The sequence below is a fragment of the Fulvimarina fulva genome, assembly GCF_039652615.1.
Lineage (GTDB): Bacteria > Pseudomonadota > Alphaproteobacteria > Rhizobiales > Rhizobiaceae > Fulvimarina.
Genome location: NZ_JBDJAC010000014.1, coordinates 32037 through 52010, shown reverse-complemented (window position 1 = coordinate 52010; position 19974 = coordinate 32037). Strand labels below are relative to the sequence as shown.

The 19974-nt window shown below is 62.6% G+C and carries 22 protein-coding genes and 1 tRNA gene; 10 read left to right on the top strand and 13 right to left on the bottom strand.

The annotated features are described in order from the left end of the window. Positions 1–82 precede the first annotated feature (82 nt). From ABDX79_RS16745 to ABDX79_RS16730, 4 genes are all read right to left on the bottom strand, one after another. Positions 83–775, bottom strand: coding sequence for a dimethylsulfonioproprionate lyase family protein (locus tag ABDX79_RS16745; protein ID WP_346221450.1), 693 nt, complete (start codon positions 773–775; stop codon positions 83–85). A 53-nt stretch (positions 776–828) separates the two neighbouring features. Continuing rightward, positions 829–1863 (bottom strand): peptidoglycan -binding protein, encoded by a 1035-nt coding sequence (locus ABDX79_RS16740; RefSeq protein WP_346221449.1) that lies wholly within the window; start codon positions 1861–1863, stop codon positions 829–831. A gap of 3 nt (positions 1864–1866) precedes the next feature. Further along, the gene (locus tag ABDX79_RS16735; RefSeq protein WP_346221448.1) at positions 1867–2913 is read right to left on the bottom strand and encodes a MotA/TolQ/ExbB proton channel family protein; all 1047 of its coding nucleotides are present in this window, start codon (positions 2911–2913) and stop codon (positions 1867–1869) included. A 170-nt stretch (positions 2914–3083) separates the two neighbouring features. After that, positions 3084–3947: an inositol monophosphatase family protein gene (locus ABDX79_RS16730; protein WP_346221447.1), complete on the bottom strand. Its 864-nt coding sequence runs from the start codon at positions 3945–3947 to the stop codon at positions 3084–3086. On the opposite strand from ABDX79_RS16730, the gene ABDX79_RS16725 reads away from it, so the two are divergent. Further along, on the top strand, positions 3946–4116 hold the full coding sequence (locus ABDX79_RS16725) for a hypothetical protein (protein ID WP_346221446.1): 171 nt from the start codon (positions 3946–3948) through the stop codon (positions 4114–4116). The two genes, ABDX79_RS16730 and ABDX79_RS16725, sit on opposite strands and share 2 nt — an antisense overlap. Here the strand turns inward: ABDX79_RS16725 and efp are convergent. The 4 genes from efp to ABDX79_RS16705 all read right to left on the bottom strand — a co-directional run bounded on the left by efp (position 4095) and on the right by ABDX79_RS16705 (position 7799). Continuing rightward, positions 4095–4658: an elongation factor P gene (gene efp / locus ABDX79_RS16720; protein WP_346221498.1), complete on the bottom strand. Its 564-nt coding sequence runs from the start codon at positions 4656–4658 to the stop codon at positions 4095–4097. The two genes, ABDX79_RS16725 and efp, sit on opposite strands and share 22 nt — an antisense overlap. Before the next feature lie 183 nt (positions 4659–4841). Next, positions 4842–5861, bottom strand: coding sequence for a tetratricopeptide repeat protein (locus ABDX79_RS16715; RefSeq protein WP_346221445.1), 1020 nt, complete (start codon positions 5859–5861; stop codon positions 4842–4844). Next, the gene (locus ABDX79_RS16710) at positions 5858–6538 is read right to left on the bottom strand and encodes a thiamine phosphate synthase (RefSeq protein WP_346221444.1); all 681 of its coding nucleotides are present in this window, start codon (positions 6536–6538) and stop codon (positions 5858–5860) included. Before ABDX79_RS16710 ends, ABDX79_RS16715 begins: the two co-directional genes overlap by 4 nt. A 121-nt stretch (positions 6539–6659) precedes the next feature. Continuing rightward, on the bottom strand, positions 6660–7799 hold the full coding sequence (locus ABDX79_RS16705; protein WP_346221443.1) for a hypothetical protein: 1140 nt from the start codon (positions 7797–7799) through the stop codon (positions 6660–6662). A gap of 223 nt (positions 7800–8022) precedes the next feature. On the opposite strand from ABDX79_RS16705, the gene ABDX79_RS16700 reads away from it, so the two are divergent. The 3 genes from ABDX79_RS16700 to ABDX79_RS16690 all read left to right on the top strand — a co-directional run bounded on the left by ABDX79_RS16700 (position 8023) and on the right by ABDX79_RS16690 (position 10602). Continuing rightward, a complete protein-coding gene (locus ABDX79_RS16700) occupies positions 8023–8601 on the top strand; it encodes a nitroreductase family protein (RefSeq protein WP_346221442.1) in 579 nt (192 codons plus the stop codon). Then, positions 8602–9219, top strand: coding sequence for a flavin reductase family protein (locus ABDX79_RS16695; RefSeq protein ID WP_346221441.1), 618 nt, complete (start codon positions 8602–8604; stop codon positions 9217–9219). Positions 9220–9459: 240 nt separating this feature from the next. Beyond that, the gene (locus ABDX79_RS16690) at positions 9460–10602 is read left to right on the top strand and encodes a DUF2336 domain-containing protein (protein WP_346221440.1); all 1143 of its coding nucleotides are present in this window, start codon (positions 9460–9462) and stop codon (positions 10600–10602) included. A 14-nt stretch (positions 10603–10616) separates the two neighbouring features. Here ABDX79_RS16690 and ABDX79_RS16685 read toward each other — a convergent pair whose 3' ends face one another. Next, the gene (locus ABDX79_RS16685; protein ID WP_346221439.1) at positions 10617–11390 is read right to left on the bottom strand and encodes an NAD kinase; all 774 of its coding nucleotides are present in this window, start codon (positions 11388–11390) and stop codon (positions 10617–10619) included. Between the two features lie 269 nt (positions 11391–11659). Here ABDX79_RS16685 and ABDX79_RS16680 point away from each other — a divergent pair. The 5 genes from ABDX79_RS16680 to ABDX79_RS16660 all read left to right on the top strand — a co-directional run bounded on the left by ABDX79_RS16680 (position 11660) and on the right by ABDX79_RS16660 (position 15134). After that, positions 11660–11735, top strand: a tRNA-Thr gene (locus tag ABDX79_RS16680). A gap of 153 nt (positions 11736–11888) precedes the next feature. Next, on the top strand, positions 11889–12284 hold the full coding sequence (locus ABDX79_RS16675) for an acyl-CoA thioesterase (protein WP_346221438.1): 396 nt from the start codon (positions 11889–11891) through the stop codon (positions 12282–12284). A gap of 76 nt (positions 12285–12360) precedes the next feature. Continuing rightward, positions 12361–13608, top strand: coding sequence for an MFS transporter (locus ABDX79_RS16670; RefSeq protein ID WP_346221437.1), 1248 nt, complete (start codon positions 12361–12363; stop codon positions 13606–13608). 239 nt (positions 13609–13847) lie between these two features. Beyond that, complete coding sequence (locus ABDX79_RS16665) at positions 13848–14666, top strand: outer membrane protein (RefSeq protein ID WP_346221436.1); 819 nt, start codon at positions 13848–13850, stop codon at positions 14664–14666. 243 nt (positions 14667–14909) lie between these two features. Continuing rightward, on the top strand, positions 14910–15134 hold the full coding sequence (locus ABDX79_RS16660; protein ID WP_346221435.1) for a YrhK family protein: 225 nt from the start codon (positions 14910–14912) through the stop codon (positions 15132–15134). A gap of 40 nt (positions 15135–15174) precedes the next feature. Here ABDX79_RS16660 and ABDX79_RS16655 read toward each other — a convergent pair whose 3' ends face one another. From ABDX79_RS16655 to mnmA, 4 genes are all read right to left on the bottom strand, one after another. Then, complete coding sequence (locus ABDX79_RS16655; protein ID WP_346221434.1) at positions 15175–16242, bottom strand: extensin-like domain-containing protein; 1068 nt, start codon at positions 16240–16242, stop codon at positions 15175–15177. Between the two features lie 184 nt (positions 16243–16426). Then, positions 16427–16909 (bottom strand): cupin domain-containing protein, encoded by a 483-nt coding sequence (locus ABDX79_RS16650; protein WP_346221433.1) that lies wholly within the window; start codon positions 16907–16909, stop codon positions 16427–16429. An 82-nt stretch (positions 16910–16991) separates the two neighbouring features. Continuing rightward, complete coding sequence (locus ABDX79_RS16645) at positions 16992–17936, bottom strand: DUF547 domain-containing protein (protein WP_346221432.1); 945 nt, start codon at positions 17934–17936, stop codon at positions 16992–16994. Between the two features lie 123 nt (positions 17937–18059). After that, positions 18060–19244 (bottom strand): tRNA 2-thiouridine(34) synthase MnmA, encoded by a 1185-nt coding sequence (mnmA, locus tag ABDX79_RS16640; protein WP_346221431.1) that lies wholly within the window; start codon positions 19242–19244, stop codon positions 18060–18062. A gap of 287 nt (positions 19245–19531) precedes the next feature. On the opposite strand from mnmA, the gene sciP reads away from it, so the two are divergent. Continuing rightward, positions 19532–19822 (top strand): CtrA inhibitor SciP, encoded by a 291-nt coding sequence (gene sciP / locus ABDX79_RS16635; protein ID WP_346221430.1) that lies wholly within the window; start codon positions 19532–19534, stop codon positions 19820–19822. Positions 19823–19974: the final 152 nt, after the last annotated feature.

Genomic DNA, 19974 nt, shown 5'->3' with positions numbered 1-19974 from the left:
GTTTCGAGCGGTCTCCCAACCGCACGATGGGGATGCTGCCGTCAGTTTCACCAAAGGTCAATCTGCAGCCGGCCGCGTCTGTTCAACTCCGCACGTTCACGTCTGATGGTTTTCCGGCTGGCGTGCGGCGGCCCGGCGAGAACTTCATGCCGGGCGCCGTGAGACGATCGGCCGGGCCGATCCAGGCATAGACGAGGAGGCAAGGATCGACCCCACCGGTGGTGATGCGATGCTGCTCTCCTGAACGGTTGAGGATGAGCGAGCCCGGCGCATAGACCGCCGCGTCGTTTTCCGACCAGGCACCGGCGATCGAGACATAGCTCTCCTCGATGTCCTGATGATTGTGCTGCGGATAGGTCGTGTTCGGTGCGAAGAGCACGGCGCCAAGGATCAGCCGGTCCGTTGGGATAGGACCACGCGGCCCAAGAAACTCAGTATAGGCAAACCGTTTCGCAAGGCCTTTCGGCACGCTTTCATAGCCGTATTCCCAAGCCAGATCGGGTGCGATCCGGGTGAGGATGCGGGCAAAACCGTGCATCGGGCCATAAACGCCAAGATCGAGCGCGCGGGCCAGATGATCGACCACCGGCTTGGACTGGGGCTCCCGCTCGACGATTTCGGGGTTTTCATCGACGATCGAAGACAAGAGATCTCGGACTCGCCTGCGATGGCTTCTGATCACCTTGCTGCCGCCCGCCGAACCGTACCGATAGACAGTATCGAATTCCTGGCAGAGATAGGTCCAGTCGGCGGATTCGCTCAGGTGACGCGTCATGTGCCCGGAAATAGGCTTGGCCGATTTGGCGTCCAGAGCGCGGTGTCTCGCCTCTACTGCTCGGTCAGCTTGAACTCGATCCGGCGATTGCGGCGGCGCGCTTCCGGCGTATCGCCCTCTTCGATCGGCTGAAACTCGCCAAAGCCCGTGGCGGCCAGATGTTCGGCCGGAACACCCTGACTGACCAGATATTTGACGACCGAACTCGCGCGCGCGACCGAAAGCTCCCAGTTGTCGTCATACTGTCCGGTGCCGGACAACGGCACATTGTCCGTATGGCCATCGACGCGAACGATCCAGTTGATGTCCGAGGGAATTTCGCGCGCAAGGTCGCGGATTGCGCTCGCCATCTGGTCGAGTTCGTCGGTGCCTGCCGTCTGAAGATTCGCGCTGCCCGAGGGAAACAGCACTTCCGACTGGAAGACGAAGCGATCGCCGACGATGCGGATATTCTCCCGGTCGGCGAGAATTTCGCGCAAGCGGCCGAAGAAATCGGACCGGTAGCGGTTCAATTCCTGCACCCGCTGAGCCAGCGCGACGTTCAGTCTGCGGCCGAGATCGGCGATCTTGGTCTGGCTCTCCTGGTCTCGGCTTTCCGACGCCTCTAGGGCGGATTCGAGAGCTGCGATCTGCTGGCGAAGCGCTGTGAGTTGCTGATTGAGAAGTTCAACCTGGGAGCGCGCCCTTTGGGAAATCGACTCTTCCTGTTCGAGATTGTCCTCGAGGGCGCTGATCGTCGCATTCGCGGCCGCTGTCGAACCGCTGCCCGATTCAAGGGCACTTTGAAGCCGGGAGCGCTCGTCCTCCAGCGCCCCCAGGGATGCCCTCAGCGATGCGATCTGGTCCTCGCTGTCCTGGGCGTTCGAGCGTTCCAGCGCGAGGAGCTGCGTCAGTTCGGCGATCTGCCCGTTCAGCCGGTCGAGCGCCTCGTCCCGCCCGGAAATCTCGCGGCTTAGAATGAACTGGGCCAGCACGAAGACCGACAGGAGAAACATGATCGCCAGCAGCAGCGTCGAAAGCGCATCGACGAAGCCCGGCCAGTAATCCGCGCTCCCGCCACCACTTCGTCTGTTACGGGAGAGGGCCATCGATCAGCTTCCCCCGCCATCAGTGCCGTTTGAGCGCGACAGACGATCGAGCACCAGGCGAAGCTCGCGTTGCTCGTCGGCCTGTTTTTCCACGAAATCGCGCATGATCTGCTGTTCGGACCGCATGTGCTGAACGAGGCCCTGAATGCTCTCGGCGAGATTCGCCATCGCCGCACTCGTCTTCGGAGAGTTCGACTGGTCCTGCACGAGCCGGTCCAGCCGCTCGGTCAGCCGCTTGAACTCCTCGTTTCCATCGGCGGTAACCGCCCCCTGCTGGTTCGGCGGTAGCACCATGTCCGAGCCGACATCGGTTACGGATGAAAGCCAGTTTTCGAGCTCGGTGTAGAAGCGATTCTGTGCCCGCCCGATCTGCAGATCGAGAAACCCGAGGACGAGAGAGCCCGAAAGACCAAAGAGCGAAGACGAGAAGGCCGTTCCCATGCCGGCGAGCGGCGCGGCAAGGCCCGCCTTCAAGGAATCGAGCACGCTTGCCGTATCGCCGCCCGTGGGATCGAGCCCCTGGATCGTCGCGCCGATCGAGCCGATGGTGCGCAGGAGGCCCCAGAACGTGCCGAGCAGGCCGAGAAAAACCAGAAGTCCGATGAGATAGCGCGCGATGTCCCGCGTCTCGTCGAGGCGGGTGGCGATCGAATCGAGGATCGAGCGCATGGATGTGGTCGAGAGCGAAATCGTACGACGGCTGCCGATGAGCGCGCGCATGGGCGCAAGCAGCACCGGGTCCTTCATGCTGTTGAAGCTCTTGTCGCCGTCGCGATAGGCGTTGACCCAGCGCACCTCGCGCGAGAGCCGCCAGACCTGAAGCAGCGCCAGAACGACACCGACGAAGAGAACGCCGACGATGAGGCCGTTGAGACCGGGATTGGTCGCAAAGGCCTGGGAGACCTGGCGTCCGAGGATCATGACGACGAAGCCGACAAGCGCCAGGAAGACCAGCATCGACCACAGGAAGACCATGGGGCTCGATAGCCGCGTCGGATCATATGCCCGCGGTCTGGCATCCGTTTCGGTCTTCGAACTGAAGAGTTTCATTATGCCCCGTTGTGTTGCCGGCTATGCCGCCTGATCGACCGACAGTCGAACGAATTGCCCGGACGCACGGCGTGTATCTCCAGACAATAGGAAATTACGGCAACATTTGAAACACGGAGGGCCTTTCGGGGGCCTTGCACGGTTAAATTATGACCAGCTTCCGGGAGAATTCAGGCCGGAGCGTTGGGATCCACTTCGCCCGTTTCGCGCGATTCCCCGGCGCGGCGCGCGGCCTGCCGCTTGGTCGAGGCCTGTTTCAGCTGCCCCACGAGGGCCTTGTGGATGAATTCGTTGCCACAGGCGATATCGCCGCGAATATGGTCGAAGGTCTCGCCCTCAAGCCCGGTGACGAGGCCACCCGCCTCCTTCACCAGCAAGGCGCCGGCCGCAAGATCCCACGGCTTGAGCGCCCGTTCCCAGAAACCGTCGAGCCGCCCGGCCGCGACGAAGGCGAGATCGAGCGCTGCCGCGCCATAGCGGCGGATGCCCGCGCTCTCGCCCATCAGCTGGCGCAACTCGTAAAGAAAGCCGGGGTGATCACCCACGCCGAGGAAGGGTATACCCGTTCCAAACAGCGCTTCGGGAAGCGTCTTGCGCGAGGCAACGCGGATGCGCCGGTCGTTGAGATAGGCGCCGCCCCCCTTTTCGGCGGTGTACATCTCGTCCATCGCCGGATTGAAGACCACCGCCGCGACGATCTCGCCGTCGCGTTCCAGTGCGATCGAGACCGCGAACATCGGCAGGCCATGAAGGAAGTTCGTGGTGCCGTCGAGCGGATCGACGATCCAGCGATGCTGGGGGTCCTTGCCCTCGATCGCACCGCGTTCCTCCATCAGGAAGCCCCAGTCGGGCCGCACTCGCGAGAGTTCCTTGAAAACGACCTCTTCGGCCTTGCGGTCGGCCGAGGACACGAAGTCCGCCGGACCCTTCATGGAAACCTGAAGGTGCTGGACCTCGCCGAAGTCGCGCGCCAGGCCGCGTCCGGCCTTTGTTGCGGCCTGGGTCATGACGTTGAGGAGCGCGGAACGGGCCATGGGTATCCTGTCGAAGTCGAATGCAAATGAGCGCGCTCATCGCGCCGTCTCGGATGATGGATCGGCCCTGGAGCGGAATTCGGGTGAACCGACCGTCCGCATTCCGCTCCAGAGCTTCGCCTTGTCGCTTTTGAAGCCGGAAAAGGCCTATTCGGCGCGTCTCAGATAGGTGATCTCGTTGGTATCGACGAGAATCTTTTCACCGGCCGAAATGAACGGCGGGACCATGACCCTGATCCCGTTTTCCATCAGCGCCGGCTTGTAGGACGAAGAGACCGTCTGGCCCTTCACCACCGGATCGGCCTCGGTGATCTCGAGCACCACCTGATCGGGAAGCTGAATGCCGATCGCCTTTTCCTCGTAGAGCTCGACGGTGACCGTCATGCCGTCCTGCAGGAAGGCGGAGCGATCCCCGACGAAATCCTTCATCAGCTCAAGCTGCTCGAAGGTCTCGGAATCCATGAAGACCAACATTTCGCCTTCAGCGTAGAGGAACTGATATTCCTTCTGCTCCAGCCGGACGCGCTCCACCGTTTCGGCGGCGCGGAAGCGTTCGTTCAGCTTCGTGCCGTCGATCAGGTTCTTCAGTTCCACCTGCGCGAAGGCGCCGCCCTTGCCCGGCTTGACATGCTGAGTCTTCACGGCAGCCCAAAGACCGCCCTTGTGCTCGATGACGTTACCGGCGCGGATTTCGTTTCCGTTGATCTTCATATCTGTCTCGAAACCATTTCGTTTGATCGTCCGGTGGCGCGCAATCGGAACCTCGCAGCTCGAACCGGCAGGCGTCGTGGCGGGCACATGGACGATGCGCACCGCAAGCCGAGTGCTCAACACCACAAATCCGGTTCTGCTTCAAGCGCCGTTGCGGGAGGAGGCAAGCAAAGGCGCTTGAAATCAGCCGGCGGTGAACCTGTTGGCCTCCTCCAGGGCCGTCTTGCGCGCCTCGTCGCTCAAGCCGTTGAAGAAGGTATCGAGCGCGGGATCGCTGTTGTCGAGCCGTTTGGCGATGACCGCCCATTTCGCGGCCTCTTCCCGGTTCGGTTCTGTCCCGAGACCATCCTTGTAGAGATGGGCCACCCTGTTGACCGCGATCGGATTGCCGCGCAATGCGGCGGATTTCAGAAAGGAGAAGCCTTCCCTCGGCCTTGCCTGCCCGCCCCGACCATTGATCAGCCAGATGCCATATTCGATCTCGGCGATCGAAAAGCCGTTGATCGCCGCGCGGCGAAGCCATAGGCGCGCCTCGGCCTCGTCCTTGTCCGTGCCCCGTCCGGTCGCGAGCAATTGCGACATGGCATATTGCGCATCGGCAATCCCGGCATCGGCCGCTGAGCGGAAATAGGGAAGCGCGTCGGCAAAACCGCTGGTCGGCGAGGTTCGCACGAGAAGCTGGGCATAGTTGAACTCGGCGAGCGGGAGCTTGGCGTCCGCCGCTTCCTTCAGAAGACCCAAGGCGCGCTGTTCGTCGCGCGCAATCCCGGTGCCGGAAAGCAGAAGCATCGCGAATTCGAACTGGGCTGCACGGTCGCCACTCTTGGCCGCCGCCTCGAACCAGCGTGCGGCCTCGTCGGCATCGATCGGAACCCCGAGGCCCTCGCTGTAGATCTCCCCGAGGAGGGCTTGCGCCTTCGCGTCACCGAGCTTTGCGAGCGGCTCGGCGATCGACTTCGCGGTAAGGTAATTCCCGATCTGATATTCGGCATAGGCACGGGTGCTGGAATTCGGCTCACCCGTCGACCCGGCACCCGTCGTCGGTGCAAGGTTGAGACGCAGATCGGGCAGCGGCAGGAGCTCGCCCGGGTTTGCCTGACCAGGCGTCGCGGGAAGCCCCTCAACCTGCGCCATGGCAGGCGAACCGACCCCCAGGCCGAGAACGGCCGCGAGAGCCACGCCCGAGGCGAGCGCCCGCTTCATGCGTTCGCCCTTTCACGGGCCTCGGCCTTCTCCCTTTCGAACTTCTCCTGGAGCAGGCGATTGGCCTCCGTCACCCTCGCATCCTCCTCGCCCTTCGCATCGAAGACGAAGGCGGAAAGGCCGATGAACTCCGCGCCGGTCTCGGCGACCGCCTCGACGCTCTCGAAGGTTCGTGCACCGAGCGCGATACAGGGAAGCTCGACCATGGCGGCCCACCATTCGGCCATCGACAGCGTCTTGGGGTGAGGCGTCTCTTCCGCGTCCTGCCCCAGACGCCCGAACAGGAGATAGTCCGGCATCGCTTCGCCGGCTTCCAGCGCGCTGTGCCGGGTCTCGAAGCCCGATCCCCCGACGATCAGCTTTGGCGCGTGAGCCTCGATGGCGTCGGCGAGCGCCTCGACGTTTCCATCCGTCAGATGAATGCCGTCGGCCCGCGTGCGGCCCGCGATCTGGGTGTTGTCGACGATGATCGCAGCAGCGCCGGCCTCCTGAACGATCGGCACCAGCTTTTCTGCGAAGATCTGAAAGGCCGCATGCTCGCGGCCCGCCGGATCGATCAGGACGGATGCGACGTCGCCGCCCGAAAGCGCGCGCTTGATAGCTTCTTCGGCCTCGTCGTCGGCAAGCGGCGTGGTGAGCAGCACAAGGCGCTGGCGAATTGGATCATCGGAGTTCATTGAAACGATTTCGGTCCTGACAGGAATTGGCGGTGCGCGCACTCAGCATGAGAGTGTGGCGAAAGTCACCCCGATTCAAGCCGGTCAAGGCCGGAAATCGGGCGCCCGAAACACCGTTATATCAATCGCCGGATGTCGTCTCGACCAGATCGCTGAGAAGAATCTCCACATCGCCGTCCTCACCGGCCTTCACGCTGAAGCTGCGCTGATAGGTCGTGTCGCGATTGCGCGCCACAGCCATGTAGTCGCCTTCCGCGAGAACCATGGAAGCGAAGGCGCCGGCGCTCTTGCGCAAGATATCACCCGACATGCTGGTGACCGTCCAGGCGGTTCCGGCGATCGCCTCGCCGCCGTGCTCGCGGACAAGCTTCAGGGTCTGCTGTGCCGCGCGATGCTGAAGCGTCGCCTCGATCAGCTTGCCGGCCTCGACGCGAATATCGGCCTGCGTGCGCGCATTGATCGAACCGTAGGTCGAAACCACGTGATACATCCCGGCATTGAGGCGCACCACTTCACCGGGTGCGACACCGCTTGCGATGAGTTCGCGGTCGCTGTCGCGTTCGGCATCGGCGTAGATGTCGAATTTCAGACGCGAGCCTATCGCGCTCTGGCCCTCGCGGGACACGGTTGCATCGAGCTTGAGCCCGCCCGCGCCGAGCACGACGACCTCCTTGACGCTGACGCCGTTGAAATCGATCCGCTTGACGACGCCCGCCCGCCCGAACGTCGCATGGACGACATAGGCGCCGGGCGGCACGTTGAAGCTCGGGCTTGCTTCCTTCGAGGTGGCGATCAGGGAAGACCGGCCGTTCAGCTGCGGCACCGCAGAAAACAGGCGCCAGACGAGACCGCCCGGAACGGGCTCGCCATCATCGGAGAGTTTGGCTTCGAGCACGAGTTCGGCATTGGGACGAAACGCATTCTTGTCCACGTTGAATTGCGGCGCGTATGCGGGAAGGTTCGGCATGTCGAGCGACGACAAGCCGGACTTGGCGGCGGGCTCGGGCAGCGCGATCGGATCGAATGTGCGCAGGGATCGTCTTTGCGGCACGCCGACATCCGCCGAATTGGGCAAGAGTTCGCTGGCTGAGGGCGAAGCGTAGACGTTCGGCCGGTCCTCCGAGCCTCCACTCAAGAAGCCCTCGATGCCGCGATCGATGAAACTGGCCTGGGCGAAGGAGGATGTCGCTCCTGCGAGGATCAAAGCCAGGGCAAGAAGAACGACATGGGCAATCCCTGAAAGATGAGAGCGGGCACGCATGGCTGAACTTCAGGTCTCCTCTGGTTTCGGCGGTCACCGGCACAAGCCAGGTTCGAAACTCTTCTCCTGAGGCCAGATCATGGCGAAGTCACGCCGGGACAAGCGATAGTTCGCCTTGAATCCGCAATTCAACACCTTATAGCCAAGGCTCGTATCCATCAAACACAGGATGCGCCGCTTGTTCAGGGCGCATCGATTTCGCCTCGCGATCGAAAGCCATCCCTTGCCCGATCTTCTCGATTACCTCTCCGCGCGCCGCTCCCGTCCCATTCCCGCGCTCAGTGAACCGGGACCGTCCGCGAGCGAACTCACCGACATCCTCACCATCGCGGCACGCGTGCCCGACCATGGAAAGCTCGCACCCTGGCGGTTCATCCTGCTGCACGGCGACGGCGCGGCAGCTGCCGGTTCTGCCCTTGCGGAGCTCGTCATCGAGCGGGAAGGCCCTCTCGGCGAAGCGCGGGACCTGGTCGAGCGCACCCGCTTTTCCCGCGCGCCACTGGTCGTGGCAGTGATTTCCACGGCAGCCGAGCATGTGAAGATACCGGTGTGGGAACAGCAGATGTCGGCCGGTGCGGTCTGCATGAACCTCATCCATGCAGCGAACGCCAAGGGCTTTGCGGCAACCTGGCTCACCGAATGGCCAGCTTACGACGACGAAGCCAAAAGGCTTCTTGGCATTACGCCCGAGGAGAACGTCGCCGGCTTCATCTATATCGGAACGCCCGGCGAGGCGCCCTCCGATCGCCCACGTCCAACGCTTTCCGAACTCGTCACCACCTATGAAGGGCCGAACGTGTAAATGTTCTACACAACCGATACCAACGAGCACGGCCTTGCGCACGACCCGTTCAAGGCTATCGTCTCGCCGCGCCCGATCGGGTGGATCTCCACCCTCGATGAGAACGGCATCGCCAATCTTTCGCCCTACAGCTTCTTCAACGCGATCGGCGACAACCCGAAGCTGGTGATGGTCTCTTCGGCCGGCGTCAAGGATATGGCGCGAACGGCGATCGCGAGCGGTGAGTTCGTCTGCAATCTCGCAACGGGCAAGCTCGTGCGTGAGGTGGTGAAGACCTCCGCCCCCGCGCCCTCCGATGTCGATGAGTTCGAACTGGCAGGCCTGACGAAGGCACCGTCCCGGCTGATCAAGGCACCGCGCGTCGCCGAAAGCCCCGCGGCGCTCGAATGCGTGGTGACGCAGAGCTTCCGCCCGCGCGGCCGAAACGGTGAATCGGCGAATGTCGTGGTCATCGGCGAGGTGATCGGCATCCATATCGACGAAAGCATTCTTGCGGACGGCCGCATCGACATGGCGCTCGCGGCCCCCCTCGCCCGCCTCGGCTATCTGGACTATGCCATCGCTGACGATGTCTTCACCATGCCGCGTCCAAAACGACCGGATGGAAGCGATATCTGATAGGACATCGGCCCGAGCGCTCCGCGATCGCGGTTTTCAAAGGTGCTCACGCCCCGCGCGGGTGTTGATCGGCAGTCCGGCTGGATCGAGCGGACTGCCTCTGAGCGGGCTCTCGACCGGTCGCTCCGGACTGCGGCTCGAAAAACCGCTCAAAATTTGTCGTTATGGTGAACCAAAGCTTAAACCTTTTCCGGAAGACTGCGAGACAATGTTGGTTGTTCGCGTCCGGAATTGAAGATCATGGCTCACGACACGTCCGCTACCTGGTGCGAGCCCGCAGCGCCGAGCCAGCGCGCTGAATGGGCAGCGCTCCTCGCGCAGGCCCATATCGACGGGCTGACACCGGCTGAACAGCGCGGCGAGATCGACGACGTCCTGATCAGCATCGCCGCAGATCCCGCGGTCTCGGTCCGCAGAGCCCTGGCCATCACGATCGCCGGGGCGGAGACGGTGCCGCCAGGACTGATCCGGCTTCTTTCCCGCGACAGCGACAGCGTCGCAGCACCCGTGATCCGGTCGTCGCCGCACCTGTCGGACGAGGATCTCATCGAACGCTTCTCCAGCGAGCGGCCAAAGCTGCGCGAGGCTATTCTCGCCCGGCAAACCCTCTCCGAGCGCGTGACCGGCGCGATCATTCCCATGGCGGATTTCAACGAGGTCCGCGTGCTCCTCGACCATCAGGGCGCGATGTTCTCAGGCCAGACGCTGCGCCGGATTGCCGAAGCCCATGGCGATGACGCAAGCCTGCGCGGTGCGCTCGTCGAACGATCTGACCTGCCGGCGGATCTGCGCCAATATCTCATGCTGAAGACCAGCGAAGCGGTTGCCTCTTCGCCCCTCGTCGCCCTTGCACTCGGGGAAAGACGCGGTCGCACGATCGGCACGGAAGCCTGCCAGCGAGGCACCGCCACCATTCTCGGGTCTGCGCAAAAAAGCGAACTGACGCCGCTCATCGACCGGCTCGTGGCCGCCGAACAGCTTTCGCCTGCCGTTATGCTGCGCCTCGCCTGCTCGGGCTCCCTGGAAGGATTGAGCGAGTCGCTGTCCCGCCTTTCGGGCGTCAAACCCGTTCGCGTCCGCTCGATCCTCGTCGAAGGTCGCCACAAGCCTTTTGCCGCGCTGTGCGAGCGCGCGGGCCTGCCCAGCGCCTGCGTCGCGATCCTGTTCCATGCCGTCGCCGTCTGGCGCAATGCGGATGAAGACGGCGAGATGCTGACGGACGGCGAGGTCGCCGCCCGAATCATGCAGCGGATGGCGAGCGAGCTCGGCAAGGGTGACGCGGATACCATGGCTCCCGCTCTCGCCTTCCTGCGGGGGCTGTCCCGGGAAGCCGGCGTCCGCCGTCCGTCATCGTCGCCATCGACGGATGTCGTCGCGGCTTAAGACGCCGACCGCCTTCAGTAACGGAACTGTTCGGCGAGGATGCGCTCGTCCCAGGAATGGGTCTCGTCGAACAGGATCAGACACTTGTCCTTGCCGCTTTCCCGAATGGTCACCTTGCGGACCGACTTGACCTCCTGAGCATCCGCGACCGCATTGACCGGCCGCTTGCTTGATTCGAGAACTGTAATTTCGACGGTCTGGTGATTGGCGAGCAAAGCGCCGCGCCAGCGACGCGGCCGAAACGGGCTGACCGGCGTCAACGCCAGAAGCGGGGCCTCGATCGGTATGATCGGCCCTTGTGCGGAGAGATTGTAGGCGGTCGAGCCGGTGGGGGTCGCCACCATCACGCCATCGCAGACCAACTCGTCAAGACGCACGGTGCCGCCGACCGCGATCCTCAGCCGCGCCGCCTGATAGGACTGGCGGAAAATCGAGACCTCGTTGATCGCCAGTTCCTCGCGGATTTCACCGGCCTCGTCCTCGGCCGTCATCGCGAGCGGATGAATCCAGTTCTCGACTGCAGCTTCGAGGCGCTCGCGCAGATTCTCCTCGCGATATTCGTTCATCAGGAAGCCGACCGTGCCGCGATTCATGCCGTAGATCGGCCGGCCCGTGTTCATGAAGCGGTGGAGGGTCTGCAGCATGAAGCCGTCGCCGCCGAGCGTGACGATGACATCGGCATGGGCGGGGTCGTCATTGCCGTACATCGCCTTCAGCCGATTGGCCGCTTCCCGCGCCCCCGGCGCTTCGCTCGCCATGAAACTGATCGACATGCTGCTGGTGGACATAAAAGACAGGCTCGCGGGCTTTTGGCGTTCAAACGTCGGTCGCGGCCAAGATGTCGCCGGTTTCCATCCGCGAAACAAGTCGGCCGGCTCCCGGACCTCAAAAACGGCGAACGCTTACCCAGCGCAAGGAAATGCAAGCTGAAGGCCGGGGGATGCCGCCGTCATGTGGCATTTAAGCCTTCGACGGCAGATATCCGCGATCTCGTGTCGTTGCGTGTCGCACAAAGCGTTGCGAGCCCGCGAGGCCTGTTGTAGAGACGGACCTCAAGGCCGGCTTAGCTCAGTTGGTAGAGCAATGGTTTTGTAAACCGGAGGTCGGGGGTTCGAGTCCCTCAGCCGGCACCATATCCGTCTTGTCCGGCCCGGAGACATGGGTCACAGTTCATGCTTGGCAGAACATGATCGGCACGCCGCTTCCGAGCGCGCTTGGCGCTTGCCCTTCAGATCGTTTCCCTCGTAGACCTGTCTCGACGAAATCCGACAGGACGAAACGCCGCGATGGATGAGAGCGACGAAATGCCGAGAGGCGAGCTCACGGTGCGCATTCCCGCCATGCCGGGCGATGCCAATGCCAATGGCGACATCTTCGGCGGCTGGGTCGTCGCTCATATGGACATGGCGGCAGGCATTCGCGCCGCCGAGCGCGCAAGGGGCCGCGTTGCGACCGTCGCTATCAACACGCTGACCTTCAAGAAGCCGGTGAAGATCGGCGACACGCTCTGCGTCTATACATCGGTGGAAAAGACGGGACGCACCTCGGTCACCCTCTCGATCGAGGCCTGGACCCAGAGCCGAACCTCACGCGCCGAAACCAAGGTGACCGAAGGCATTTTCGTGATGGTCTCGATCGACGATCAGGGCAAGGCGACCGCGCTACCGCCGGAAGCCGTATGATTTGCGAGCATGATCAAGGCCGACGAGCCCTACGGACGTCCTTGACGAAGACCCTCCAAAATTCCGGCGAAGCGCGATGACCCTGGCCAGAACCGCGGACACGAAAACGTCTTTCGCCTGGACGGTCACGCTCCTTTCGGTGTCTGTGACGCTGTTCTGGAGCGCGATCTACTATTCCTTCGCGGCCATGTTGCCGCTCTGGCAGGCAGAAGAAGGCTGGAGCCAGACCGTGCTGACCGCGCTTTTTGCCGGTAGCGTGCTTTTCTCGGCCGTCCTCGCGCCGCCCATCGGCCGCCTGATCGACGCCGGCCACGGACCGGCCCTCGTCGCATCCGGGGCGGTGTGGGCCGTACTCATCCTCGCGCTCGCACCGTTCGCGCCGAATATATGGGTTTTCTCTGCGTTCTGGGTCTCGCTCGGCTTTGCCATGGCGACGACGCTCTACGAGCCCATCTTCGCGCTGGTCACCCGCGCCTACGACGCGAAAGCCCGCCGCTCCATCACGATCGTCACCCTGATCGGTGCGCTGGCCGGCACCCTCGCCTTTCCACTGGTCCATGCTCTGGGCGAGATCGGCGGCTGGCGTCTCGCCGCCTGGGTGCTTGCCGCCCTTCTCGCTTTTCTGGCCGCACCCCTGCACGTTTATACAGCGCACCGTCTTGAAACGCTCGCGGCAAAGCGGGGCAACCCCACCGCCCGGAGCAAGGCCGAGACTATTTCTGCCGCGACGGTGAAAACGGCGGGATCAGGGGCACCGATAGGGCCGTCAGAACGCCGCAACCTGATCATCATCACGGCGGCCTTCGCGCTTGCCGGCGGATCGCACGGCCTCATTGTCAATCATATTCTGCCGATGATGGCGAGTTTCGGCTTCTCCAGCGATACGGCGGTGCTCGCCGCATCCGCGATCGGCCCCATGCAGCTTCTCGCCCGGCTCACCGTCCTTGGAACGGAAGAGCGGCTTTCGGCGCGGCTCATCACCATGACGAGCTTTGCCGCACTCGGGGTCTCGGCGCTTTGCCTGATGGGATCGGCAGCCCTACCGCTGCTTTTGATCGGCTTCGGCATCCTGCAGGGCTATGGCTATGGTTCGATCTCGATCATGCGCCCGGTTCTCCTGCGCGAAAGCGTCGGAATGGCAGCGTTCGGCGCAAGAAGCGGCCTGATGGCGCGGGCCTATATCGGCGCGATCGCCTTCGCTCCGTTTTTGGGCTCGCTCCTCTGGCAACTCGGCGGATATGAGCTGGCCCTTGCGATCTGCGTTGTAGCCTGCGCGCTGGCCTCCATTCTGACGGCGCGGCTTGGCCGAAACGCAAACCGATAAGACGCTGATTTCAAATCAATCCCTACCAAAACCTTAACAAAAGTGATGCTCTTGCGACACACCCCTGCGTGCACTTTGCTGCATCAGGCTGTTCTGCCACCGGCCACCCGCAAAACGGGCAATTCCGCGAGCTTGGCGCAAGCTACCTTCCTCACGGTGCCAACAGCCTCATAGCCGGCAGCGCTTCGATCCATCGCGCAGTTGCTTTGAGCGTTCACGGCTCAAGCAAGGGGGACCCTATGGCCAAAACGATGATGAAACGACTCGCAACCGCTGCCGCCTTCGGCCTGCTGACCAGCGGTGCCCATGCCGCCGACAATTTCTTCGAGACGCCCGCCATGGCACCGGCCCAGGCCTATGACTGGACCGGCGTCTATCTCGGCGGCCATGTCGGCCTCGGTGCGGCCGAGAGCGACACGAGCACGTTCGTCCCGAATATCGGAACCGGTAACGATATTAATCCCATCGCGGCGGCCTTCGCAGAGGCTTCCGGCGACAACGATTTCAGGGATACCGATTTCGTCGGCGGCCTTCATCTCGGCTACAATTATCAGTTCGGCAATATCGTCGCTGGTGCAGAGGCGGACATCGACTATGCCGGCCATGACCAGTTCTACTTTACCGAAGTAACATTTAGGCGGGGCGTCGCGGTCACCACCGACAGGATCGAGATGGATTATGTCGGCACGGTGCGGGCCCGTCTTGGTATGGCCATCGACCGCGCTCTTGTCTACGGCACGGGCGGTTTCGCCTATACTGACGCCCGGGTTTCGCGCACGGTGGATTCCAATGCGAGCGATCCCTGCCCTGTCCTCGCGAACGGTCTGGTGCGTTGCCATTCTGGCGCAACGGACTTCGACTACGGCTACACGCTGGGTGGCGGTGTCGAATACGCGTTCTTCGACAATCTCATCGGTCGGATGGAATACAGCTATACCGACTTCGGCAGCGAAAGCTTCACGACGACAAGCGTCGCCTATCCGAACCAGACGCTCGACCACAATGTCGAATTCGACATCCAGACGGTCAAATTCGGCCTGAGCTACAAGTTCAACTGATCCAAACGATTTTCGGCGCCCCGAAAAGCGACAGGCTTCGGGGCGCCGTTCTCTTACGAAATCCGTCTGATCGCTTCGCGATAACGGAATTGAAAAAACGCCCATACGCCGCTTGGGGCTTTGATACCGTCTCCGACCTCATCAGCCGGATATGGTATCATTCTTAGGCATAGCGGATGACATCGCGGGCGAGACGCATAGGTCGCGGGACGACAATCCATCCCGCTCAAGGCTCCAATCGCAATGCTTCAAAGGCTCGTTCGCGACTTTTCCTTCATTCACACCGGCATATCGGTCCTCGGAAATGCCGCCTTCGTCCTCGGATCGATCTTCTTCTTCAAGGCGTTCGAGAGCTACTACACGCTTGCGGTCTGGCTCTTCGTCATCGGATCGAGCGGCATATTCGTTGGCGCACTCGGGGAGTTCGCCAAGCGGGTTTACGAGGCGCTTGAAAAGCGCCGCGGCTGAGACCTAACCCGGCTGATCCAGCCGGGCGCCCTAGGACCGGTTACTTGCAATAGGTTTTCTTGCGCTCACGGGCGTCGAGATGAAAGTGGTTCCGGTGGAGATAATCGTATCCGGGACCCAGAACCGTGCCAAACCAGCGGCAGGCAGAACCACGCACGTCGTTCTGAAAGGCCTTTTCGCGCGGCGAGAGAATGCCCTTCTTCTCGACGTCAATCTCGTTTCCATCGGCCATGACGAACGCTGCCACATCGAGCGCGTTGCCGCTCGCATGCTGCGAGATGCCGCCACTGCCCGCGACCCGCGAGCATCGATAGGAGGATGAGTTCCTGATCGCCGCGATGCGGGTGCCAAGCGTCGAATGGGCGGCGCGTTTCACCTCCTTGTCGACCCAGCGGGAAATTCTGAACGCCGCATCGCAATTGAGCGTCGCCGCAGGAGACATGGCGACGCCCTTGGCGATCCGGGTCACCTTGACCGGATAGGGCACGCTGCAGGACTTGCTGGTCCGGATCGGGCTAGGCTCGGTGAATTCGACGCCAAGCTGCACCAGCGCTGCACGGCAGAGCGCTTCCTTGTGCGGAAGGTTGCGCCAGCCCGACGGCGTCTTGTGGACAAGGGGCGCGCGCTCCTTGACCGGCTCTTCCAGCCTGGGCGCGGGCCTCTTCTCGAGCGCGGCATAGGCGTTCGAGCGAGGCGGCGCGCTTTTCTGAAGCCGTTTGAGGTCGCCCTCGGTGAGCGCACCGGGTGTGACGGCCTTCATCGCTGCCCACGGGTCCTGACGGGGCAGTTCGGGCAGCGTCGTTCCGCCGAACAGCGTGTCAGCGTCCCGCATCGGCATCGGGGCCGGCGGAGGCGCGAGATCGGGAGCCGGCTGGGCGACCGGCAAAAGGGCGCCCGGCGTGGGCACCGGCGCGGTCTTCGGCAGAAGGTCGTCCGCGATGATCTCGGCTGCGGAGGGCGCCGGCAAGGGCGCGGGATTTCGCACCGGCTGCGTTGCGTTCGTGTCCAACATATCGACCGCCGATGGGCTAGGTCGATAGGTCTGGTCGGGTGCGGGTAACTCACCACCCCAGACGAGATTGCCATTTGCCTGGGCAAAAGAGGGCATCCCCATGCTCACGACGACAAGAGCCGCCGCGCGCCAAGATCTGCCCCCAACGCGAATACGCAAAACCATGCGTCGGGTCCTTCAAAAGCCCGTCATGGGCATATGACCTGAGTGTTTATCCCAACGCGGTTAGCGAAGACTGAACGCGCTTCGCATCTACAAGCGAACAGCGATCAAGCCCTGATCAATAAGGCGTGCCATCCTTGTGAGTGAAAAGCCATGCGCCCTCCCGCCAGTCGGCAACGAGATCGTCGTCCGGATACTCCGCAGAGTCTCCCGGGCTGCGATCGCCGATTTCGAGATAGGTAACAGGCGATTGCGAGCGGTTCACCACTTGGTGCGCGCGCCCCTTCGCCGGAAACCCCGCACACATACCCGGCATCATCTCGATCTCACCGTCGTCGGTAACGAGTGTCGCGGTGCCCTCGATGACGTAGACGAATTCATCTTGTGTCGCATGGCGATGGAGGAGCGCCGAGACGGCGCCGGGCTCCAGAACCGTCAGGTTGACGCCAAAATTCGCAAGGCCGAAAAGCTCGCCGAGGGGACGCTTGATGCGTCCCCTCATCCGGCTCCTGAAGGGTTCGGGATAATTGCTCGGCCTGGCGCGGACGGGCGCCTGAAGCGCGGTAACCGCAAGCGGCGCGTTTTCAGTCTCTTCGGGCATGACGACGATGGCCTCCTGATAGCAGAGCAGACCAGATTTATCGCACGGCGCGCTCACGAGCCACGGCCCATTTGCAAAGCGATCAGTTCGAAGCTGAGCTCGTCTCAGTCCTGGTGTCGTTGAGGTTCCAGTCGTAACGATAGCCGGAAATCCTGGCATCCGGTGCATTCAGCCAGTCGGCGCGCTCGCCCTCGGCATAGGTCTTCATGTAACTGGCGATCTCACCGGCCCCGCCAAAATCGGCCGCATACCAGTCGAAGATCTTCGATGCGAGAAGATTGCCGGCACTCGACTGGCGAAGGCCGCGCTCGGAATTGATGTAGTTGCGCGCGGCCGTGTCGAGATCGGCCTCCAGCGCACCCGCCGTCCAGGGCGTTGCTTTCAGGTCGGGGCATCCGATCGACGCGCAATTGACGGCGTAGTGGACCCGCTCGTCCCCCATCGGCCTGAGGATCGAATGCTCTATCTCGTCGAGCGAGAGCTCCGTGCCTTTGATCGTCACCAGATCGGTCGACCATGGACCGATGTCGAAAGCACTCGAAAGGGATGCGAACAGGCCCTGGTCCGTCCGTTCGATCTGTATGTCGCGGATCGATTTCACGGGATAATGGTCGAGCACGACATCGAGCGTCAGCGCATTGTAGAGATTTGTGTAGAAGGCGAACTTCTGCGGCGCGGTCAGCGCATCCACATCGAGCGCCGTCCACCGCGCGATCATGTCCTTCAGTGCCTGATGATCGGCATCGGAGACGGCCCCGTAATTCACGCGGTTGAGGCCGTCCGGATCGTCCACGACATAAGTGCCGAGAAAATCGGCATAAGGCTGCCAGTCGAGTGTAACGGTCTCTTCGTCGGCATGGCCAGCGAATGTTTCGGCGACCGCCTTGTCCGCCCGCTCGTTGAGCGAGGCCGCATCGAATGGCTTTGCCTCGAAGGCGAACGCAGTGGCGGGGCTCGAGGCCGTCAGGCCGAGGACGGCGGCAATCGCCAAAGCCTTCGTCGAATAGCGTGAATGGTCACGAAGCATAAGACATCTCCTGTGGTCGGCCCGAACGCGACTGGACAGCGCCGAAGCGCCGTTCATAGGAAGCTTCGCCTCGAGAGCCACGGAAGTTACGTCTGAGGATGCCGGAGGGTTTCGAGGTCAGCCCTACTCGGCCGCCGTCAACACCTGCCCGCGCGCTGCCTCGCGGCCCTTTAAGGAGCCGTCGATGACGCCGCCGCCGAGAACTTCGGCGCCCGCCCCTTCTTCCGCATAAAAGACACAGGCCTGTCCCTTTGCGACACCATATTCGGCGGCAAGAAGTTCGACCATCCAGCCGCCCTCCCCGTTCGCAACGAGACGGGCAGGGCTCGGTGGGCGGGTCGAGCGGAGCTTGACGAAGATCTCGCGCCCATCGGCCGCATAGGTCTCAGGCGCGTCCTCTGCGAGCCAGTTGACCTCCCGCAGGCGAACGGCGTCAGTCGCCAGCGCTTCGCGCGGGCCGACCACCACCTGGCGCTCAGCCGGATCGAGCTTGACGACATAGAGCGGCTCACCCGCTGCAACGCCAAGTCCCCGGCGCTGGCCGACGGTGAAATTGATGATTCCGTCGTGCTGTCCAAGCACCCGACCGTCCACATGCACGATCTCGCCGGGATCGCCGGCCTCGGGCCGCAGCTTGCGGATGAGATCGGAATACCTGCCCGCCGGTACGAAGCAGATGTCCTGGCTGTCGGGCTTGGAGGCAATGGCGAGACCATGCTTCGCGGCGATCTCGCGCGTTTCGTCCTTGGTCAGGGACGCCAGAGGGAAGCGCAGGAAATCCACCTGTTCCTGCGTCGTCCCATAGAGGAAATAGCTCTGGTCGCGATCGAGATCGAAGGGCCGGTGCAGGCTGCGATGATCGCCCCGCTTACGGCTCTCTATATAATGGCCGGTCGCAAGCGCATCCGCACCAAGGTCCATTGCGGTCTTCAAAAGGTCGCGGAACTTGACGGTCTGATTGCACGAGACGCACGGGATCGGGGTCTCGCCGGCCACATAAGCGTCGGCGAAGGGATCGATAACGGCCTCGCGGAAGTTCTCTTCGTAATCGAGAACATAATGGGGAATACCGAGCAGGTCGCACACCCGGCGGGCATCGCGAATATCCTGCCCCGCGCAGCAGGCCCCGGCCTTCGCGGGCGTGTCGCCCGCATCGTAGAGCTGAAGCGTGATGCCGACGACGTCGTAGCCTTCGTCCTTGAGGATTGCCGCCGTGACGGACGAGTCGACGCCGCCGGACATGGCGACGATCACGCGCGTGTCTTCCGGCGCCTTGGCGATATCGAGGCTGTTCAATTGGGTCGTCATGTTTGCTGGCGCTCCGCCGGCCGCTCGGTTTCGTCCTAGAATGAGCCCTACTTAGGACGTTTGATCCGCCTGCGCAAAAGGCGCCGCACCGCTTAACGCAGGTGCCCCGCCACGCCGGGGCTCCCGTTGGCTCCCGTTAACCTCTGGGGCGGCGGCATGGCGAAAAGAAGGACCGCGTTTACCAAACGCGATGTCTAAACGAAAGCTTACCTCAGGCTTGACGGATTCTTAGGATCGACTGGCTAGCTTCGAACTCGATTAGGTCGCTGTGTAGAGTAGAGAGTCCAATGGCCGATCAGGTGAGATCAAGAATAAAATACGTCATCGGCCCCGATGGGTCGCCGCTGACACTGGCGGACCTGCCTCCGCAGAATACAAGACGCTGGGTCATTCGCCGCAAGGCGGAAGTCGTGGCGGCCGTCCGTGGTGGCCTGCTCAGTCTCGAAGAGGCCTGCAGCAAGTACACGCTGACGGTGGAAGAGTTCCTGTCCTGGCAGCTGTCGATCGATCAGCATGGCCTTGCAGGACTTCGGACAACGCAGATCCAGGAATATCGCGGCAAGGGCGATTTCCACTAACAGCAATGCAGGGATTTTTCCCTGCCTTGACCACGGCCGGCGAATGCCCGCCCGGACCAATGAAAAAACCCCGTCAGCTATGGCGGGGTTTTTCGTTTGGGGTGACAAGCCGTCGCCCTCGGTATCGAGTTTGTTTTACGGGCGGACGTTCA

Excerpts from the sequence above, each read along its gene's own strand:
- ABDX79_RS16735 (WP_346221448.1), bottom strand. The coding sequence starts at position 2,913 with ATGAAACTCTTCAGTTCGAAGACCGAAACGGATGCCAGACCGCGGGCA.
- ABDX79_RS16725 (WP_346221446.1), top strand. The coding sequence starts at position 3,946 with ATGGGTATCCTGTCGAAGTCGAATGCAAATGAGCGCGCTCATCGCGCC.
- ABDX79_RS16705 (WP_346221443.1), bottom strand. The coding sequence starts at position 7,799 with ATGCGTGCCCGCTCTCATCTTTCAGGGATTGCCCATGTCGTTCTTCTT.
- ABDX79_RS16675 (WP_346221438.1), top strand. The coding sequence starts at position 11,889 with ATGGATGAGAGCGACGAAATGCCGAGAGGCGAGCTCACGGTGCGCATT.
- ABDX79_RS16710 (WP_346221444.1), bottom strand. The coding sequence starts at position 6,538 with ATGAACTCCGATGATCCAATTCGCCAGCGCCTTGTGCTGCTCACCACG.
- ABDX79_RS16670 (WP_346221437.1), top strand. The coding sequence starts at position 12,361 with ATGACCCTGGCCAGAACCGCGGACACGAAAACGTCTTTCGCCTGGACG.
- ABDX79_RS16685 (WP_346221439.1), bottom strand. The coding sequence starts at position 11,390 with ATGTCCACCAGCAGCATGTCGATCAGTTTCATGGCGAGCGAAGCGCCG.
- ABDX79_RS16650 (WP_346221433.1), bottom strand. The coding sequence starts at position 16,909 with ATGCCCGAAGAGACTGAAAACGCGCCGCTTGCGGTTACCGCGCTTCAG.
- ABDX79_RS16740 (WP_346221449.1), bottom strand. The coding sequence starts at position 1,863 with ATGGCCCTCTCCCGTAACAGACGAAGTGGTGGCGGGAGCGCGGATTAC.
- ABDX79_RS16745 (WP_346221450.1), bottom strand. The coding sequence starts at position 775 with ATGACGCGTCACCTGAGCGAATCCGCCGACTGGACCTATCTCTGCCAG.
- ABDX79_RS16695 (WP_346221441.1), top strand. The coding sequence starts at position 8,602 with ATGTTCTACACAACCGATACCAACGAGCACGGCCTTGCGCACGACCCG.
- ABDX79_RS16730 (WP_346221447.1), bottom strand. The coding sequence starts at position 3,947 with ATGGCCCGTTCCGCGCTCCTCAACGTCATGACCCAGGCCGCAACAAAG.
- ABDX79_RS16660 (WP_346221435.1), top strand. The coding sequence starts at position 14,910 with ATGCTTCAAAGGCTCGTTCGCGACTTTTCCTTCATTCACACCGGCATA.
- sciP (WP_346221430.1), top strand. The coding sequence starts at position 19,532 with ATGGCCGATCAGGTGAGATCAAGAATAAAATACGTCATCGGCCCCGAT.
- ABDX79_RS16645 (WP_346221432.1), bottom strand. The coding sequence starts at position 17,936 with ATGCTTCGTGACCATTCACGCTATTCGACGAAGGCTTTGGCGATTGCC.
- efp (WP_346221498.1), bottom strand. The coding sequence starts at position 4,658 with ATGAAGATCAACGGAAACGAAATCCGCGCCGGTAACGTCATCGAGCAC.
- mnmA (WP_346221431.1), bottom strand. The coding sequence starts at position 19,244 with ATGACGACCCAATTGAACAGCCTCGATATCGCCAAGGCGCCGGAAGAC.
- ABDX79_RS16690 (WP_346221440.1), top strand. The coding sequence starts at position 9,460 with ATGGCTCACGACACGTCCGCTACCTGGTGCGAGCCCGCAGCGCCGAGC.
- ABDX79_RS16655 (WP_346221434.1), bottom strand. The coding sequence starts at position 16,242 with ATGCCCTCTTTTGCCCAGGCAAATGGCAATCTCGTCTGGGGTGGTGAG.
- ABDX79_RS16715 (WP_346221445.1), bottom strand. The coding sequence starts at position 5,861 with ATGAAGCGGGCGCTCGCCTCGGGCGTGGCTCTCGCGGCCGTTCTCGGC.
- ABDX79_RS16665 (WP_346221436.1), top strand. The coding sequence starts at position 13,848 with ATGGCCAAAACGATGATGAAACGACTCGCAACCGCTGCCGCCTTCGGC.